This is a genomic window from Halomonas sp. HMF6819 (genome assembly GCF_044335525.1).
Classification (GTDB): domain Bacteria; phylum Pseudomonadota; class Gammaproteobacteria; order Pseudomonadales; family Halomonadaceae; genus Vreelandella.
Map to the genome: position 1 here is coordinate 201438 of NZ_JBIQVY010000002.1, position 14763 is coordinate 216200.

General features: G+C 63.6%; 12 protein-coding genes. 9 read left to right on the forward strand and 3 right to left on the reverse strand.

The annotated features are described in order from the left end of the window. The first annotated feature begins 62 nt into the window (after nucleotides 1-62). Both pyk and ACGLWX_RS06905 read left to right on the forward strand, forming a co-directional pair. Nucleotides 63-1553 (forward strand): pyruvate kinase, encoded by a 1491-nt coding sequence (pyk, locus tag ACGLWX_RS06900; RefSeq protein ID WP_396238448.1) that lies wholly within the window; start codon nucleotides 63-65, stop codon nucleotides 1551-1553. Further along, nucleotides 1550-2095, forward strand: coding sequence for a DUF192 domain-containing protein (locus ACGLWX_RS06905; protein WP_396238450.1), 546 nt, complete (start codon nucleotides 1550-1552; stop codon nucleotides 2093-2095). The genes pyk and ACGLWX_RS06905 overlap by 4 nt, the downstream gene beginning before the upstream one ends. Before the next feature lie 19 nt (nucleotides 2096-2114). Here ACGLWX_RS06905 and ACGLWX_RS06910 read toward each other — a convergent pair whose 3' ends face one another. After that, entirely contained in the window at nucleotides 2115-2975 is an 861-nt protein-coding gene (locus tag ACGLWX_RS06910; protein ID WP_396238452.1) for a DMT family transporter, read from the reverse strand. Nucleotides 2976-3148: 173 nt separating this feature from the next. Between ACGLWX_RS06910 and ACGLWX_RS06915 the strand changes: the two genes are divergently transcribed. The 7 genes from ACGLWX_RS06915 (at nucleotide 3149) to ACGLWX_RS06945 (ending at nucleotide 12259) form a co-directional block, all read left to right on the forward strand. Continuing rightward, on the forward strand, nucleotides 3149-4159 hold the full coding sequence (locus tag ACGLWX_RS06915) for a DctP family TRAP transporter solute-binding subunit (protein WP_252106338.1): 1011 nt from the start codon (nucleotides 3149-3151) through the stop codon (nucleotides 4157-4159). Nucleotides 4160-4212: 53 nt separating this feature from the next. After that, the gene (locus ACGLWX_RS06920) at nucleotides 4213-4692 is read left to right on the forward strand and encodes a TRAP transporter small permease (RefSeq protein ID WP_396238454.1); all 480 of its coding nucleotides are present in this window, start codon (nucleotides 4213-4215) and stop codon (nucleotides 4690-4692) included. Beyond that, the gene (locus tag ACGLWX_RS06925) at nucleotides 4682-5986 is read left to right on the forward strand and encodes a TRAP transporter large permease (RefSeq protein ID WP_252106340.1); all 1305 of its coding nucleotides are present in this window, start codon (nucleotides 4682-4684) and stop codon (nucleotides 5984-5986) included. The genes ACGLWX_RS06920 and ACGLWX_RS06925 overlap by 11 nt, the downstream gene beginning before the upstream one ends. Before the next feature lie 417 nt (nucleotides 5987-6403). Next, a complete protein-coding gene (locus tag ACGLWX_RS06930; RefSeq protein ID WP_396238456.1) occupies nucleotides 6404-7384 on the forward strand; it encodes a TAXI family TRAP transporter solute-binding subunit in 981 nt (326 codons plus the stop codon). Nucleotides 7385-7546: 162 nt separating this feature from the next. Beyond that, the gene (locus ACGLWX_RS06935; RefSeq protein WP_396238458.1) at nucleotides 7547-10144 is read left to right on the forward strand and encodes a TRAP transporter permease; all 2598 of its coding nucleotides are present in this window, start codon (nucleotides 7547-7549) and stop codon (nucleotides 10142-10144) included. A gap of 17 nt (nucleotides 10145-10161) precedes the next feature. After that, nucleotides 10162-10590: a universal stress protein gene (locus ACGLWX_RS06940; RefSeq protein ID WP_252106343.1), complete on the forward strand. Its 429-nt coding sequence runs from the start codon at nucleotides 10162-10164 to the stop codon at nucleotides 10588-10590. A gap of 148 nt (nucleotides 10591-10738) precedes the next feature. Next, a complete protein-coding gene (locus ACGLWX_RS06945) occupies nucleotides 10739-12259 on the forward strand; it encodes an aldehyde dehydrogenase family protein (RefSeq protein ID WP_396238460.1) in 1521 nt (506 codons plus the stop codon). Nucleotides 12260-12335: 76 nt separating this feature from the next. Here ACGLWX_RS06945 and dauA read toward each other — a convergent pair whose 3' ends face one another. Then, on the reverse strand, nucleotides 12336-14072 hold the full coding sequence (gene dauA / locus ACGLWX_RS06950; protein ID WP_396238462.1) for a C4-dicarboxylic acid transporter DauA: 1737 nt from the start codon (nucleotides 14070-14072) through the stop codon (nucleotides 12336-12338). A 182-nt stretch (nucleotides 14073-14254) separates the two neighbouring features. Next, nucleotides 14255-14665, reverse strand: a complete 411-nt coding sequence (locus tag ACGLWX_RS06955; protein WP_396238464.1) for a hypothetical protein — start codon at nucleotides 14663-14665, stop codon at nucleotides 14255-14257. Nucleotides 14666-14763: the final 98 nt, after the last annotated feature.

Sequence of the window (14763 nt, forward strand, 5' to 3'; positions counted from 1 at the left end):
TGGCTGTTCGTCACATTAATTTGCTAAGCTGTTAGCCAACTTCACCACCGAACAGGACTTCCATGAGCCAGCGCACCGCACCGCCCATTCGTCGTACCAAGATCGTCGCCACGCTCGGCCCCGCCAGCGACCGGGAAGGCGTTCTCGAAGCCATGTTGAAGGCGGGGGTGGACGTGGTGCGCCTCAACTTCTCTCACGGCACTGCCGACGACCACCGTGCCCGGCTGACGCGCGTGCGCGAGATCGCCGCGCGGCTGGGGAGAAGCGTGGCCGCCCTTGGCGATTTGCAAGGCCCGAAGATTCGTATAGCGCGCTTCAAGGAAGGCAAGGTCGTGCTCCAGGAGGGCCAGTCCTTCGTGCTCGATATGGCGATGGACAGCGACGCCGGCGACGCGGACCGGGTGGGCTGCGATTACAAGACGCTTGCCCAGGACGTGGCGACCGGCGACCGGCTACTGCTCGATGACGGCCGCGTGGTGCTCGATGTCACCCGTGTCGAGGGCCGGCAGGTGCATACCGAGGTCGTGGTCGGCGGCAAGCTCTCCAACCACAAGGGCATCAACAAGCAGGGCGGCGGGCTCTCGGCGCCGGCGCTGACCGATAAGGACAAGGAAGATCTCAAGACCGCCGTGGAGATCGGCGTCGATTATCTGGCGATCTCGTTTCCGCGCTCGGCCGCGGATATGCAGGAAGCCCGGCGCCTGCTGGGTGACGAGGGCGCCGAGATCGGCCTGGTCGCCAAGGTGGAGCGCGCCGAGGCGGTGGCGGATGAGGCCACGCTCGACGGCATCATCGAGGCCTCGGAAGCGGTGATGGTCGCGCGCGGCGATCTGGGCGTGGAGATCGGCGACGCCAAACTTGTTGGCGTGCAGAAGCGCATGATCAAGCGCGCCCGCACGCTCAACCGCGCGGTGATCACCGCCACGCAAATGATGGAAAGCATGATCGCCGCACCGCTTCCGACCCGCGCTGAGGTGTTCGACGTGGCCAACGCGGTGCTCGATGGCAGCGACGCGGTGATGCTCTCGGCCGAAACCGCCGCCGGCGACTACCCGGTCGAAACCATCGAAGCGATGGCGCGGGTGTGTCTGGGCGCCGAGCGCGAGCGCACCGTTCAGGAGTCCGGCCACCGCATCCACGAAGGCTTCACCCAGGCCGACGAGACCATCGCACTTTCGGCGATGTACGCCGCCAACCACATGAAAGGCGTAGTCGCGATCGCCTGCATGACCGCCTCTGGCTATACGCCGCTGATCGCCTCGCGCATCAGCTCCGGTCTTCCGATCGTGGGCCTGGCCCACAACCCGGTCGCCCAGCGGCGCATGGCGCTTTACCGCGGGGTGGTTTCACTGCCGTTCGATACCTCACAGATGAGCGCGACCGAGCTCAACGACCGGGCACTCGAGATGCTGGTCAGCCACGGCGTGGCAAGTCCTGGCGATCACGTCATCCTGACGCGCGGCGATCACATGAACGCCCACGGCGGCACCAATACCATGAAGGTGATGTCGATCACTGACGAGCATGCGCGTACTAACGGGAGCGCCTCATGAACCTGTCGCGTCGTAAGCTCATCAAGGCCGCGCTGGGTGCGGCGCTCGTCGCCGGCGTGGCTACCCCCGCCCTCAACGTCTTCGCCGCCGAGCCCGACACCGCGAAAGCGGCGGCAGAGGAGGCCGGCACGCTTCCGCTAACCATTCACACCGAGCAGGGCCCGCACCGCCTGGATGTCGAAGTGGCGGAGACGATCTCGCAGCGCCAGAAAGGGCTAATGGGGCGCGAGCATCTGCCTGAGGAGCGCGGCATGCTGTTTCGCTTCGAGCGTGAACAGCCGGCGGGCAACGCCTTCTGGATGTTCCATACGCTGATCGCGCTGGATATCGCCTTTATCGACGATGAGGGGCGGATCGTGGCGATCAACACCATGCCGCCATGTGAGTCCGAGGCTGCCCGCGAGTGCCCGGCCTATCCGGCGGGCGCGGCGTTCACTTCGGCGCTCGAGGTCAACGCTGGCTACTTCGAGGCGCGCGGTATTGAGGTGGGCGACTGCGTTTCTGTGCCGGCGCTGGCCGGTTTCTGCCGGCCCGACGCCTAATCGACCGCCCGGCGAGGTTTTAAGGCGCCGGGCGGCGCTTTTGGAAACGCAGCAGAATCAATCCCACCCCGGCGACCACCAGGCCGCCGCCGGCAAGCTTGTGCACGCCCAGGGGGTCGCCCATCAACAGCGCTCCCAGCCCTACCGCTAGCACCGGTACCAATAGCGTCATCGGCACCACCTTGTTGACCGGGTGGCGGCGCAGCAGCGCGTACCAAATGCCGTAGGCGAGAATCGACGACATCAACGCGGTATAAAACACTGCCCCCCAGCCGGCGAGCCCTGCCGCGCGAATGGCCTGCCACTGCCCGCTCTCGAAGAGCCAGGAGCCGAGCGCGACCTGGGGCACTGCGAACAGCGCGATCCAGCCCGCCAGCGCCAGCGGTGCGATGGCTGGGCCGCGCTTGATCAAAAGCTGCGACACGGCCCAGCCCAGCGCGCTCAACAGCAGAATGCCAAGCGGCAGCGGAGCGGGCAGCGTGGGGCCACCCGCCAGCACCACCACGCCGGCAAACGATAGCAACAGCCCCGCCAGCCGCTTCGGCCCCAGCTTCTCCTTGAGAAAAATGACCGCCAGAATCGTCGCAAACGGCGTGCCCATTTGTACCAAAAGCGCCCCGGTGCCCGCCTCGGACTGGCCCAAACCGATGAACAGCATGGCAAAGTGCAGCGTGCCGAAGGTGACGGATAGCAGCAGTAGAAACGGCAGCTGGGCACGCGATACCGGATGGAAGGGCACCAGAATCAGCGCCACCAGCGCAAAGCGCAGCGTGGTCATTAAAAGCGGCGGGAGTTCCGCCACGCCGACCTTGATGACGACGATATTGAGCGCCCAGATGGCAATGACCAGAAGGCCCAGAAGTAAATCGCGTAGCGGCACGGCAGTGTCCTGTCGTTGAAAAGAGGGTGATTAAAAGAGGCTTCACCATCATAACAGCCCGGCTCTCTTCCCTTCGCCCTTCAAGTGCCTACAATAGGCGAGGCGCTGCGTGGGCCAACGACCGCCGCGCCTCGTTCACATCCCCTATAAAAACCAGATAAAAAGGAATTCTCATGACGCTGACACGCCACCTCTCCCGCGCAGGCTTGGGCCTGACCGGCGCCGCGCTTTTGACGCTGGCCGTTTCCGCCCAAGCGCGCGAGCTTTCCGTCTCTACGGTGCTGTCCGACGCCTTCCCTTGGGGGCAGGCGGCAGAAAAGTGGGCCGAGCTTTTGGAAGAGCGCAGCGACGGCGAGCTGACGCTGCGGGTTTACCCCAACTCGCAGCTGGTCTCCGGTGATCAGACCCGCGAGTTCTCCGCCATGCGCTCCGGGCTGATCGACGCCGCGGTGGGCTCGACCATCAACTGGTCGCCCCAGGTGCCGGAGCTCAATCTGTTCTCGCTGCCGTTTTTCATTCCCGATGTCGCCGCCGTCGACGCCGTGACCCAAGGCGAAGCAGGGGAGATGGTGTTCGAGGCGATCGAGTCTCGCGGCATCGTACCGCTGGCCTGGGGTGAGAACGGCTTTCGCCAGGTCTCCAACTCCAGCGGCCCGATCAGCGCCCCGGACGATCTCGACGGGCTAAAGATCCGCGTGGTCGGCTCGCCGCTGTTCCAGGACACCTTTGCCGCGCTCGGCGCCGACCCGACCCAGATGAGCTGGACCGACGCCCAGCCCGCGCTGACCACCGGCGCCGTTGACGGCCAGGAGAATCCGCTGTCGGTGTTCGACGCCGCGCGTATCGACCAGGTCGGCCAGGAGTACCTGACGCTCTGGAACTACATGAATGACCCGCTGATCTTCGCGGTCAACCAGCAGGTGTGGAGCTCACTCAGCGAAGAGGAGCAAACCATGCTGCGCGAAACTGCCCAAGAGGCCGGTGCCTGGGAAATCGATATGACCCGCGAGCAGGAGAGCGAGCGGCTGGCGGCGATCGAGGAACGCGGCGTCACCGTCACCGAGCTAAGCGATGACGAGTACCAGGCGTTTCGTGAGGCGACCCAAAACGTCATGGAAAAATGGGCACCGCGCATCGGCGAGGAGCTCATGGAGTCGGCGCAGTCGGCCATCGATGCGCGCTAAGCGCCTGATCCGCTACCGGCTGTAGCCGGTAGCGCTACCCTTTAGAGGCTACCATGCAAGAATTTTCCGATGCGCGCCTCGAGCGTTGGCTGGGCTCGCTATCGTTGATCGTCATTTCGCTCATCAGCTTGGGTAACGTGGTAACGCGCTACCTGACCGGCGGCTCGTTCTCGTTCACCGAAGAGTTTTCCGTATTTTTGCTGGTGGTGCTGACCTTTGCCGGCGCCAGCGTGGCGCTTAGGCGTAACCGTCATATCCGCATCAGCTTTCTCGAGCGCATGCTGCCCGAAAAATGGCGCGGCGCGCTGATTCTGTTTCAAGGCGCCTGCGGGCTGCTGGTGCTGGCGCTGATCACCTGGTACGGCGGTAAGCTCGCCTTTCAGGAGTATCAGTGGGAGTCGCTCTCGCCCGGGCTTGGCCTGCCACAGTGGTGGTATCTGGTGTGGCTGCCGGTGCTCTCGGCGCTGATGCTTTGGCGCCTCGTACAGCAGACCCGCGAGCGGCTGAGTGGGAGGCTGCGCGATGACCCCTGATATCTGGATGCTGCTCGCCTTCGCCGGGCTCCTGATCGCCGGGGTGCCGGTGGCCTTTTCGCTGGCGCTGGCGGGCTCGGTCGGCATCGTCACTGGGCTCTCGCCGGATATGCTGGCAACGCTTGGCACCAACACCTACAACAGCATCGCCAAGTACCCCTTGATCGCCATTCCGCTGTTCATTTTGACCGGGCTGATCTTCGAGCGCTCCGGCGTGGCGCTGCGCCTGGTGCGCTTCGCTCAGGCGCTAATTGGCCCGCGCCACGGCGGCCTTGCGCTGGTGGCGGTGCTAGTGTGCATGATCATGGGCGGCATGTCCGGCTCAGGGCCTGCCGACGCCGCGGCGGTGGCGATGGTAATGCTGCCGAGCATGACGAAAGCGGGCTACCCCAAGCCTTTTTCCGCCACGCTGATCGCGGCGTCCGCCTCCACCGCGATTCTGATTCCGCCGTCGGTGGCGCTGATTCTCTACTCGATCGTGGTGCCCGGCGTGGATCTTCGGGCGCTGTTCGCCGCCGGCCTCTTCCCCGGCATTCTGGCGGGGCTTTCGCTGCTGATACCAGCGATGCTGCTGGCCAAACGCTACGGCTGGGAGGGCAGCACGCCCGAGAGCGACGCCGAGCGCCTGAGCGTGGGCGCAGCGTTCAAACAGGCGCTGCCGGCGCTGTTCGCCCCGGTTTTGATTCTCGGCGGGCTGCGCTCGGGGCTGTTCACGCCGACCGAGGCGGCGGTGGTCGCGGTCGCCTACGGCACTCTGGTTGGGCTCTTTCTCACCCGAGAGCTCTCACTCAAGGATCTCTGGGCGCTTTTGGGCGAGGCGGCGATCATCTCTGGCGTAGTGATGCTGATCATCGCGCTGGCCGGCGTGTTCGCCTGGGCCGGCACCATGCTCGGTACCTTCCGCCACCTGGCGGAGTGGATGATCGGGTTGACCGACAACGGCGCGCTGCTGCTGGTACTGGTAATGCTGGCGGTGCTGATCGCCGGGATGCTACTCGATGCCATTTCGATCTATTTGATCCTGATGCCGATTCTGATTCCGGTCATGCAGCACTTCGAGTGGAACCCGGTGTGGTTCGGCATTTTACTGGCCATGAACATCGCCATTGGTCAGTTCACCCCGCCTGTGGCGGTGAATTTGATGGTCACCACGGAAGTGGCGAAGATCCGCCTCGAGCACACGCTGGGCTGGGCGCTGGTGTTCGTTGCCGCCATGGCCTGCGCGATGGCCATCGTGGCGCTGTTTCCCGGTATAGCGCTTTGGCTGCCGACGGTGCTGGGCTACAACGTATGACGCGGCGTCAGCGCTTGGAAACGCTAGCGTTTAAAATGCGCGCGGCGCTAAACGTGCGTTTGTAAGCAGACTTCATATACTCAGTGAAAGCGCTGGCTAAAAGAATTTCAGGCGCTAACGCCAACGCAAGGGGCTGCGCCTGGTGGAACGTATGGGGCGCGTGGAGCAGGCGCTGGTCGAGGCCGCCCGCGCTCTTTTTTCGCCAAGTCGTTATTTTTTCGCTAAAGTAAACGAGCCTCGGCCGCAAAACGGCAGAGTGACTGCAAAGAGTTAAACGATTGACGCTCAAGCGTTTTGAACGGAAACACTCAGGGGACCCCGAACGGGTGGTTCAACGCGCACAGTGTCATGTAAGACGATGCTCATAAAAGACGATCTCACTCAAGACGATCTCATAAAAGACAACGAGGTGTGTCCATGAAGCGCCATGTATTTTCGACCGCTGCCTTTTCAGGCGCGCTGATTGCCGCGGCAAGCTTTGCAAGCCCGGCGGTTGCCCAGGAACGCTACATCACCATCGGTACCGGCGGTCAGACCGGCGTTTATTACGTCGTCGGCCAGTCGGTGTGCCGCATGGTCAACCGCGGCAGCGAAGAGCACAACATTCGCTGTAACGCGCCGTCCACCGGCGGCTCGGTCGCCAACGTCAACGGCATGAAAAACGGCGACCTGGACATGGGCGTCGTGCAGTCCGACGTGCAGTACCGCGCTTACAATGGCGAAGCCAACTTCGAAGAAGAGGGTCCGTGGGAAGACATGCGCGCCGTGTTCACCATGCACGGCGAGCCGCTCACCGTGGTCGCCCGTGCCGACGCCGGTATCGAGAACATCAGCGATTTCCCGGGTAAGCGTGTGAACATCGGTAACCCCGGTTCTGGTCAGCGCAACACCATGGACGTGGTCATGGAGGCCTTCGGCTGGGACGAAGATACTTTCGCGCTCGCCTCTCAGCTCGATGCCGCCGAACAGGCCGCCGCGCTTTCCGACAACAACATCGACGCCATGGTCTACGTCGTCGGCCACCCCAACGGCTCCATTCAGGAAGCGACCACCACCATCGATGCCAAGCTGGTCTCGGTCACCGGTGACGAGATCGATGGGCTGATCGAAGAGTATCCGTACTACACCCGCTCCGTGATTCCGGGCGGTCTGTACCGTGGCAACGACGAAGACGTCGAAACCTTCGGCGTGGCGGCGACCTTTGTCTCCTCCACCGACGTCGACGAAGATGTGATCTACGAAACCGTGAAGGCCGTGTTCGAGAACTTCGACCGTTTCAAGCGCCTGCACCCGGCGTTCGAGAACCTGAACGAAGAAGACATGATCTCCGACGGCCTGACCGCGCCGCTGCACGCCGGCGCCGAGCGCTACTACCGTGAGCGCGGCTGGATCGAGTGAGCCGACAAGCGCTAGGCGGTAGGTACCGATAGCGCCTTGAGAAGACGACAAGCGCGGGCGCCATGGGTGTCCGCGCTTTCGTTGGAAGCGACGTTATACATCACGTCGAAAGCGTCGCATAAGGCGCGATCGACCGGCGCGGATCTTGAAAAGGACAAGCGTATGCAAGACGAAAAAACATCCTCGGGCACCGCGCAGCACGACCTGGACGATATGGTCGCCGCCAGCGATACCGGCGCGCGTAAACCGCTGGGGGCGCCGGGCAAGCTTTTGGTGGGGATTGCCGCCGTCTGGTCGGTGTTCCAGCTCTGGATCGCCTCGCCGCTGCCTTACATGCTGGGGTTTGGCGTGTTCAGCGCGACCGAAGCGCGCTCGATCCACCTGGCCTTTGCGCTCTTTCTGGCCTTCATGGCCTATCCCGCGCTCAAGCGCTCGCCGCGCGACCGCGTGCCGCTGCAGGACTGGGCGTTCGCCGCCGTGGCCGCGTTCTGCGGCGCTTATCTGTTCATCTTCTATGACGACCTTGCCACCCGCGCCGGGCGCCCGATCACCCAGGATATCGTGGTCGGCGTGGTGGGGATCGTCATGCTGCTGGAGGCGACCCGGCGCGCGCTCGGCCCGCCCTTGATGGTGGTCGCCGCGGTGTTTATCGCCTATTCGCTTTTCGGCCCTTACATGCCCGGCATACTCGCTCACCGCGGCGTGAGCTTGGGCGGGTTGATCAACCACCAGTGGCTCGGCACCCAGGGCGTGTTCGGTATCGCGTTGGGGGTCTCGACCAGCTTCGTGTTCCTGTTCGTACTGTTTGGCGCGCTGCTCGACAAGGCCGGCGCCGGCAACTATTTCATCAAGGTGGCCTTCTCGATGCTGGGCCACTTCAAGGGCGGCCCGGCCAAGGCGGCCGTCGTGGCCTCGGGCATGACCGGCCTGATTTCCGGCTCCTCCATTGCCAATACCGTTACCACCGGTACCTTCACCATTCCGATGATGAAGCGGGTCGGTTTTAGCGCCGAGAAGGCCGGGGCGGTGGAAGTGTCGTCATCGGTGAACGGGCAGATCATGCCGCCGGTCATGGGCGCGGCGGCGTTTCTGATGGTCGAGTACGTGGGCATCTCCTACGTCGAGGTCATCAAGCACGCCTTTCTGCCGGCGCTGATCTCCTATATCGCGCTGATCTACATCGTTCACCTGGAAGCACTGAAGGCGGACATGCGCGGCCTGCCCTCGGGCAACCCGCCGCGTCCGCTTTTGAACAAGGTGATCGGCTTTTTGACCGGGCTTCTACTGCTGATGGCGCTCTCCATCGGCGTCTATTACGGGCTGGGTTGGCTCAAGCCGGTGCTGGGCGAGGCGACGCCCTGGGTCGTGTCGGTAGGGCTGGCGGTGATCTATATCGGCCTTTTGAAGATCGGCGCTCAATACCCGGAGCTCGAGGTCGACGACCCCAACCAAGCGGTAGTGAAACTACCGCAAACCCGGCCGACGGTGATGGTGGGGCTGCACTACATTCTGCCGGTCGTCGTGCTGGTGTGGTGTCTGATGGTCGAGCGCCTGTCTCCCGGGCTTTCGGCGTTCTGGGCGACGGTGTTCATGATTTTCATCATGGTGACTCAGCGCCCGATCATCGCGCTCTTTAGAGGCCGCAGCCAGATGGCCACCGACATCAAGGAGGGCCTGTGGGATCTGTGGGACGGCCTGGTGACCGGCGCGCGCAACATGATCGGCATCGGTATCGCCACCGCCACGGCGGGCATCGTGGTGGGTGCCGTCTCGCAAACCGGCGTGGGCCTGGTACTGGCAGACGTGGTCGAGATTCTCTCCGGCGGCAACCTGATGGTGATTCTGCTGCTGACCGCGGTGCTGAGTTTGATTCTCGGCATGGGGCTTCCCACCACCGCCAACTACATCGTGGTTTCGGCCTTGATGGCGCCGGTGATCGTGATGCTCGGCCAGCAGAACGGGCTGATCGTGCCGCTCATCGCCGTGCATCTGTTCGTGTTCTATTTCGGCATCATGGCGGACGTCACGCCGCCGGTGGGGCTGGCCTCCTTCGCCGCGGCGGCGGTCTCCGGGGGCGATCCGATCCGCACCGGCTTCCAAGCGTTCTACTACAGCCTGCGTACCGCAGCACTCCCGTTTCTGTTCATCTTCAACACCGACCTGCTCTTGATAGATGTCACCGTGGCCCAAGGGATCGTGGTCTTCATCGTCGCGACTATTGCCATGCTGATCTTCGCGGCCGGCACTCAGGGGTATTTCATCACTCGCAACCGCTGGTACGAGTCGATTCTGCTGCTGCTGGTCGCGTTCACGCTGTTCCGCCCGGGCTTCTTCATGGATCGACTCCACGACCCCTACGCCTCAATCCCGCCGGCACAGTTCGCCGAGGCGCTGGAGCGAGTCGATGAAGGCAGCAACCTGCGTATCCAGATCGCCGGCGAAGACGCCTTCGGCGCGCCGCTGACCACCTACATGCTGATACCGGTACCGGATGGTGAAACCGGCGAAGAGCGCATGGAGAACCTGGGGTTAGAACTCTACACCGACGGCGATCAGACGCTGGTGGACATGGTCGAGTTCGGAAGCCCCGCGGCGGATCTGGGTCTCGATTTCGATCAGGAGATCATCGAGGTGTTGGCCCCGGTGGATCGCTGGACGAAAGAGTGGATGTGGCTGCCGGCGCTGGGGCTGTTCGCGCTGGTCGTACTGCTGCAGCGCGGCCGTCGGCGCAAGGACGAGCCGACAACCGCGGCGACGTAAAACGTCAGGAGACTGCCATGTATCAGAAAATTCTGCTGCCCGTGGATCTCAACGAAGAGAGCTCGTGGAAAAAGGCGCTACCGGTGGCCGTAACGCTGTGTCAGACCTTTGGCGCGTCGCTGCATCTGGTGAGCGTGCTGCCCGAGTTCAAGATGCCGATGGTCGGGGCCTACTTCCCGAAAAACTTTTCGCAAAAGGCCCACGAGGGGATGAAGGAGGCCCAAGCCGCCTTCATCGATGAGCACGTGCCGAGCGATATTCCGACCCAAAGCGTGATCATCGACGGCTCGCCCTGGGAGGCGATCATCAAGGTTGGCAAGAAGATCGACGCCGACTTGATCGTCATGGCCTCGCACACCAAGCGCAAATTCGCCGACTACGTGCTCGGCCCTAACGCCGAGCACGTGGTGCACCACGCGAAAATCTCGGTAATGATCGTGCGCTAAAGCATGCGTTTCACGCAGCAAGGCGGCTTCGGCCGCCTTTTTTTGTGCCAGTGACGGCAACTGCGACGTTTGGCTAATGTCGTTCCCGCGCCGGGTGACCAACACTGAGCGAGCGGTTTCAAACACCATAATGCTTAGGAGCCTTACCATGATCTACGCCAATCCGGGCGACAGCGGCGCCGTCGTCACTTTCGAAAAGCGTTACGGCAACTACATCGGCGGCGAATTCGTGGCGCCAGTAAAAGGTGAGTACTTCGACAATCTCAGCCCGGTCAACGGCCAGGTGTTCTGCGAGATTCCCCGTTCGAGCGCCGAGGATCTGGATAAGGCGCTCGACGCCGCCCACAAGGCCGCCCCCGCGTGGGGCAAGACCTCCGCCGCCGAGCGCAGCAACATTTTGCTCAAGATGGCGGATCGCATCGAGCAGAACCTGGAGCTTCTGGCGGTGGCGGAGACCTGGGACAACGGCAAGGCGGTACGCGAGACCCTGAATGCCGATATTCCGCTGGCCATCGACCACTTTCGCTACTTCGCCGGCTGCATCCGCGCCCAGGAAGGAAGTGCGGCGGACATCGACGCCAACACCGTCTCCTACCATTTCCACGAGCCGCTGGGCGTGGTGGGGCAGATCATTCCCTGGAACTTCCCCATTCTCATGGCGGTGTGGAAGCTGGCGCCGGCGCTTGCTGCCGGTAACTGCGTGGTGCTGAAGCCCGCCGAGCAGACCCCGGCCTCCATTCTCGAAGTGATGAAGATCGTCGGCGACCTGCTGCCGCCGGGCGTGGTCAACATCGTCAACGGCTTTGGTGAGGAGGTCGGCCAGAGCCTTGCCACGAGCAAACGCATCGCCAAGATCGCCTTCACCGGCTCCACTCCGGTGGGCTCGCACATTTTGAAGTGCGCCGCCGAGAACATCATTCCCTCCACGGTGGAGCTTGGCGGCAAGTCGCCGAACATCTACTTCGCCGACATCATGAACGCCGAGCCGAGCTTCGTCGACAAGGCCGTCGAAGGCCTCGTGCTGGCGTTTTTGAACCAGGGCGAGGTCTGCACCTGCCCGTCGCGCGCGCTGGTGCAGGAGAGCATGTACGACGAGTTCATGGCGAAGGTGCTCGATCGCACCAAGGCGATCAAGCGCGGAAACCCGCTGGATACCGACGTGCAGGTGGGCGCCCAGGCATCGCAAGAGCAGTTCGACAAGATCATGTCCTACATGGACGTCGCCCGCGAAGAGGGCGCGGAGTTCCTCACCGGCGGCAACAAGGCGAGCCTCGACGATGACTACGACAGCGGCTACTACATCGAGCCGACGATTCTGAAAGGCAACAACAAGATGCGCATCTTCCAGGAGGAGATCTTCGGCCCGGTGGTGTCGGTGACCACTTTCAAGGACGAAGAAGAGGCGCTGGCGATCGCCAATGACACCGAGTTCGGCCTCGGCGCCGGGGTGTGGAGCCGCGATATCAACGTGGCGTTTCGCATGGGCCGCGGCATTCAGGCCGGGCGCGTATGGACCAACTGCTACCACCAGTACCCGGCCCACGCAGCCTTCGGCGGCTACAAGAAGTCCGGCGTTGGCCGCGAAACCCACAAGATGGCGCTCGAGCACTACCAGCAGACCAAGAACCTGCTGGTGAGCTACGACGTCAATCCGATGGGCTTTTTCTAGGCCGTTCAGGCACTTTCGAAACACAGCGACCCGGCCACTGGCCGGGTTTTTTATGCCCGGCTTTTATAACGAGTGCTCATACCGACGCATCCAGCCAGCGCCGCGCCAGCCGCCTGGCCTGTTCGAGCTGGCGGACCACGGCGAGCCGGCCCGCTTGCCGGCGGATGCCGGTGCGCTTGAGCTTCAACACCATGCGCGGCGCTAGCCCGACCACGATGATGCCGACGCCGCGCTCGGCAAGCTCCCGGCGCAGGGTGTCGATGGCGACCATCGCCGAGGCGTCCAGACTCGGCACCTCCTGCATCTCCAGCACCACGATGCGCACGTCGCGGTCGATCACGCGAAGCGTCGCCATCGCCTTTTCGGCGGCGCCGAAAAAGAGCGGCCCGCTGACCCGGTAGTGGGCGACGCCGTCCGGAAAGGCGGCGGCGGGCTCCGGCGCCTCCAGACGACGAGTGTGGGTGAGCTTCGCCATTCGCCGGATGAATAGCGCGGCGGCCAGACCCATGCCCACGGCCACCGCGATCACCATGTCGAACACCACGGTGAGCAAAAAGCAGATGACCAGCACCGCCACGTCGCTGCCCGGCGCGCTTTTCAGCGTGTGCACGAAGTGGCGCGCCTCGCTCATGTTCCAGGCGATGATGAACAAAAGCGCGGCGAGCGCCGCCATCGGCACGTAGCCCATGGCGCCGGCCAGCGCGATCACCGCCAGCAGCACGACCAGCGAGTGCACAAGCGCAGCCACCGGCGAATAGGCGCCGCTTTTGATATTGGTCGCGGTACGGGCAAGCGCGGCGGTGGCGGTCATACCACCAAAGAACGGCGCGATCACGTTGCCAAGCCCCTGGCCGATCAGCTCGGCGTTGGAGTCGTGACGGGTGCGGGTCAGGCCATCGGCGACCACGGCGCACAAAAGCGACTCGATGGCCGCCAGCAGGGCGATCGCCAGGGCCGGGCCAAGCAGCGCCTGAATCAGCGCGAAATCGACGGTCAATGGCTCACCGTTAGCGCCGGGAAGCTGCCAGGGCAGGGCAAAGCTGGGCGCGAAAGGGGGAATGCCGCTACCCGCCACGCCGTCGGCCTCCCAGCTAAAGCGCGAGGCAATGGTCGCCACCTCAGTGCCGCCCCAGGCAAGTAAGAGCGCTACCAGCGTGCCGGCGCCAAGCCCCACCAGCGGCGCGGGAACCGGTGTTTTCAGGCGCGGCCAGAGAATCAAGGTGGCAAGGGTGGCCGCCCCCACGCACAGATCCGCCGGCGAGAGCCCGGGAAGCGCGCGGCCGATCACCACCAGGTTATTAAGCGTACTGCTGCCAAGTTCGATATCGTTCAGGCCCAGAAAGCCGGGCACCTGCAGCAGCGCAATGACCACCCCGATGCCTGCGGTAAAGCCGAGAATGACCGGATAGGGCACGTACTGGATCAGACTCCCCAGCCGGGCGAGCCCCAGCGCCACCAGAATCATGCCGGCCATGAGCGTGGCGACGAGCAGCCCGCCCAAACCGTACTCGGCCACGATGGGAAACAAAATGACCACGAAGGCCGCGGTCGGCCCGGAAATATTGAAGCGTGAGCCGCCGGTCAGCGCGATGATGGCGCCGGCTACGATCGCCGTGTAGAGCCCGTGCTGCGGCGCCACCCCGGTGGCGATCGCCAGCGCCATCGACAGCGGCACCGCGACCACGCCTACGGTCAGCCCCGCCAGCACGTCCCGCTTGAGCTTGCCAAGCGTGTAGCCTTCGCGCCAAGTGTTCAGCAGGGCGCGGCCGGGAAGCGGAAGTTGGGCCTGAAAGCGGCGGGGAGCGCGGGACATGGTAAAGCCTCGGGATCAATGGCGAACCCGGATAAATTACGCTGCCCTAATGTATTACACAACGACCGCGCCCAACGGTTTCGATGACGGCGGGCTACCTCTCTCTGCGCTCGAGGCATAAAAAGACACCGCCCGGCAGGAGCCGGGCGGTGTCTTTGGAAGCCAACCTGTCGGTTAGGCGTTTACTGTTCGGCCTGGGCCTCGTCGGTCGTGGCGGCCGTTTCGTCGCCCTGTTCGCCGTGGTGGCGGCCGCGTTCGCCGCGATGCTCCTGGCGTACGTCGCGCATGGCCTCACGTAGCGCCTGGTGCTCCTCGTCGGTCAGAATCTCGTCGATGCGCGCCTGGTGTTCGTCGTGCAGCGCCTTCATCTCCTCGAAAAATTCGCTATTGGCCTCGTTGAGCGCTTGCTGCTTCTCTTCATCGATCTCGGCGCGCTGGTAGACTTCCTGGCGCTGCTCCTGCATGCGCTCGCGCATCTGCTCGCGGTCCTGACCGTTGCCGTCGTGCGGGTGGGCCTGAGCGGTCATGGCAACCGGTACCAGCGCGGCGGCCAGCAGAGCCGGGGCGAAGAGCTTGCGAAGTGATAGCGTCATGGTTTCTCTCCTTGATGCGATGCTGTCGAAGGTGACGACTGCAGTATCGAGCGGCCCGGTGTAAAGTCGTTGCACAAAGTGTGCAAACAACGTGACCT

Coding starts and splice junctions, on each gene's coding strand:
- ACGLWX_RS06915 (WP_252106338.1), top strand. CDS start 3,149: ATGACGCTGACACGCCACCTCTCCCGCGCAGGCTTGGGCCTGACCGGC.
- pyk (WP_396238448.1), top strand. CDS start 63: ATGAGCCAGCGCACCGCACCGCCCATTCGTCGTACCAAGATCGTCGCC.
- ACGLWX_RS06940 (WP_252106343.1), top strand. CDS start 10,162: ATGTATCAGAAAATTCTGCTGCCCGTGGATCTCAACGAAGAGAGCTCG.
- ACGLWX_RS06935 (WP_396238458.1), top strand. CDS start 7,547: ATGCAAGACGAAAAAACATCCTCGGGCACCGCGCAGCACGACCTGGAC.
- ACGLWX_RS06930 (WP_396238456.1), top strand. CDS start 6,404: ATGAAGCGCCATGTATTTTCGACCGCTGCCTTTTCAGGCGCGCTGATT.
- ACGLWX_RS06955 (WP_396238464.1), bottom strand. CDS start 14,665: ATGACGCTATCACTTCGCAAGCTCTTCGCCCCGGCTCTGCTGGCCGCC.
- ACGLWX_RS06945 (WP_396238460.1), top strand. CDS start 10,739: ATGATCTACGCCAATCCGGGCGACAGCGGCGCCGTCGTCACTTTCGAA.
- ACGLWX_RS06905 (WP_396238450.1), top strand. CDS start 1,550: ATGAACCTGTCGCGTCGTAAGCTCATCAAGGCCGCGCTGGGTGCGGCG.
- dauA (WP_396238462.1), bottom strand. CDS start 14,072: ATGTCCCGCGCTCCCCGCCGCTTTCAGGCCCAACTTCCGCTTCCCGGC.
- ACGLWX_RS06925 (WP_252106340.1), top strand. CDS start 4,682: ATGACCCCTGATATCTGGATGCTGCTCGCCTTCGCCGGGCTCCTGATC.
- ACGLWX_RS06920 (WP_396238454.1), top strand. CDS start 4,213: ATGCAAGAATTTTCCGATGCGCGCCTCGAGCGTTGGCTGGGCTCGCTA.